This is a genomic window from Streptomyces niveus (genome assembly GCF_001723055.1).
Lineage (GTDB): Bacteria > Actinomycetota > Actinomycetes > Streptomycetales > Streptomycetaceae > Streptomyces > Streptomyces niveus.
In genome coordinates this window covers 1-792 of sequence record NZ_MDCR01000578.1, presented here as the reverse complement: position 1 = coordinate 792, position 792 = coordinate 1, and the positions used below count along the sequence as shown (strand labels likewise).

The following is a 792-nucleotide window of genomic DNA, read 5'->3' as shown; positions in this document are numbered from 1 at the left end:
GAGGTTGGGGGACATGTCCCCGGCGTTGGTGTTGGGGAACGCGGCGACGAACCCCGGGGTGTTGTCGAGATACCGCACACCCTCCAGGTCGTGCTCCCACGCGTACGAGGCGTAGCCCTTGTTGTCGGGGCTGATGAGCGTGTTCTTGTTGGTGATCGAGGTGTTGTGGGTGGCGAACCAGCTGATCGCCCCCGCGTCCTTGTCGCCCTGCCGGAACCGCAGCACGGTCATGGCCGGGTCGATGCCGCCGGGGAAGGCAGCCCGGTCGGCCGCCGGATTGCGGTCGAAGGCGGNNGTTGGTGAGCGTGCCCGTGCCCAGGCTGATCGTGCCGGGCTTCAGATCCTCGTGGGCCTTGCCGACGGACTCGACGATGCCGTCGACGATGGCCCGGTAGGTGGCGCTCTGGAAGCCGAGCACGGAGAGGTTGTACGCGACGTCGTGCGAGTAGCCGCCAGGACCCGAGTGGGTGTGGGTGGCGGACAGCAGGACGTTCTCCTCGCCGTAGAGGCTGCCGTAGCGCTCCTTGAGGCCGGCGAGGACGCCCTGCCGTACGGACTGGAAGACCATGGCCAGGTCGGCGTTGACGTACACAACGCGCTTGCCGCTCGTCCGGTCGGCGACGACGAACGCCCTTGAGCGCTGCCGCTGATGGATGCCGGACGTCTTCTGGTCGAAACTCGAATAACCCATCATGCCGGTCTCGGCGGCCTCGCCGGTGACGTCGGCGATGCCGCGCCCGACGAGGTAGTCCGCGTCGGCGGCGGTTGTGCCGGCGGAGCTGGTGTCGCTGG

2 pseudogenes are annotated in these 792 nt (G+C 68.2%); both read right to left on the bottom strand.

Going from position 1 to position 792, the window contains the following annotated elements:
- Positions 1-293, bottom strand: a pseudogene (locus tag BHU15_RS41980) (neutral/alkaline non-lysosomal ceramidase N-terminal domain-containing protein); the annotation flags it as partial.
- Between the two features lie 2 nt (positions 294-295).
- Positions 296-691: pseudogene (locus BHU15_RS41975) on the bottom strand (neutral/alkaline non-lysosomal ceramidase N-terminal domain-containing protein); the annotation flags it as partial.
- Between the last annotated feature and the right edge of the window lie 101 nt (positions 692-792).